Annotated in this window: 2 protein-coding genes; both read left to right on the top strand. The window is 61.2% G+C overall.

Features of this window, described 5'->3' with window-relative positions; genetic code table 11:
* The coding region (locus tag IP81_RS21015) for a hypothetical protein (RefSeq protein WP_197274658.1) at positions 1 to 314 on the top strand (314 nt) is incomplete at its 5' end.
* A gap of 146 nt (positions 315 to 460) precedes the next feature.
* Positions 461 to 1,735 (top strand): 3,4-dihydroxy-2-butanone-4-phosphate synthase, encoded by a 1,275-nt coding sequence (gene ribB / locus IP81_RS15185; protein WP_054108866.1) that lies wholly within the window; start codon positions 461 to 463, stop codon positions 1,733 to 1,735.
* Positions 1,736 to 1,803: the final 68 nt, after the last annotated feature.

Raw genomic sequence — 1,803 nt, forward strand, 5'->3', positions numbered from 1 at the left:
CGCGGCAGCAGCAGTTCTTGCATCGCTTTGGCCATCGCCAGCGCTGCGTCGAGGTGTTTGTTCTCGACGATCGCCGCCTGATTTACCTGCCTGATCTTGTCGTGCATCCGGTAAGGCAGGACATGGTCGCCGTGCCGGATCTCAAGGCTGCCATCGGGATACTCGCAGACCTCGACCCGCTTTCCGGCGAGCGCACGGCTGATCTCGTTCGGCTTTTCGCCACAGGTGTGATCGCTTTATGGAACATTACGATATTCAAGGAAGCACATAGCGGGATTCTTGTGAATCCCTCATCTGGGCTTTGGCGCTGGTAATCCAACATTTGTCGCTGGTGACACTTTGCCCGCAGGTAAAGTATCACAGCCGCGCCTTTGCCCGACCCGCGCACCCCCTGCAACAATGCACAGTACAATGTGATGTGCGTTGACATGCGCCATCAGAGTGTGACAGGGCGAATCGCATGGCACAGGACATCTTGGCGCGTGCGCGCAAACTCATCGAAGATCGCATCATCTCGCGGGCAGCCCTCGCCCGTGCAGCAGGTCTTCATCCCAATTCACTGCGCGACGTATTGTCGCCCGAATGGAACCCCACGGCTGACACGCTGAGCAAGCTTGAACGCGCGATGGACGGTGAAGACGAGGACGAGTTCGAACTCGCCACGGTTGAGGAAATGATCACCGAAGTCCGCAATGGCCGCATGGTCATTCTGGTTGATGATGAAGACCGCGAAAACGAAGGTGATCTGGTGATCCCCGCGCAGATGGCAACGCCTGAATCGGTCAACTTCATGGCAACGCACGGGCGCGGGCTGATCTGCCTGTGCCTCACCAGCGAACGCGCGGGCCACCTCGGCCTTGAACTGATGGCGCGCAACAACGGCACCCGCCACGGCACCGCCTTCACCGTTTCGATCGAAGCCCGCGACGGCGTCGACACCGGCATTTCAGCGGCTGACCGCGCCCGCACCATCGCCGTGGCAGTCGATGCCGGCAAGACCCGCGACGATATCGTTTCGCCCGGCCACGTCTTCCCGCTGATCGCGCGCGATGGCGGCGTGCTGGTGCGCGCTGGCCACACCGAAGCCGCGATCGATCTGCCGCGCCTTGCCGGGCTCAATCCCTCGGGCGTGATCTGCGAAATCATGAACGATGACGGCACGATGGCGCGGCTCGATGACCTCAAGATCTTCGCGCGCAAGCACGGGCTGAAAATCGGCACGATCCGCGATCTGATCGAATATCGCCGCCGCAACGATCACCTCGTCGAATGCATCCAGCAGGCCCCGTTTGAAACCGATTACGGCGGCGACTGGACGATCAAGACCTATCGCAACAAGATCGACGGTTCGGTTCACCTTGTCCTGCAAAAGGGCGCGATCGTTGCCGATCAGCCGACGCTGGTGCGCATGCACACGATCTCGATCCTGTCAGACGTGCTGGGCGCACCCGGCCCGCGCAAACGCATCCTGCAACGCGCGATGACCGAAATCGGCGAGGCAGGTTCCGGCCTGATCGTGCTGCTCATGCCGGGCGAACCCGATCAACTGATCCGCGAAGTCGATGGCACCGGCGGGCGCGACATGGAACTGCGCAGCTATGGCATCGGCGCGCAAATCCTGGCTGATCTTGGCGTGCACGACATGACCCTGCTCACCAATTCGCACCACAATCTCGTCGCGCTTGAAGGTTACGGCCTCAGCATCAAGGGCGAACGCGCTATCCCGAAAGCTTGAAACACTGCCCTATCCCTCTCTCCCATGGGGAGAGGGATAGGCATCGAACCCGCCAGTGGCGGGCGGGG

Source organism: Novosphingobium sp. AAP83, from assembly GCF_001295795.1.
GTDB lineage: Bacteria > Pseudomonadota > Alphaproteobacteria > Sphingomonadales > Sphingomonadaceae > Novosphingobium.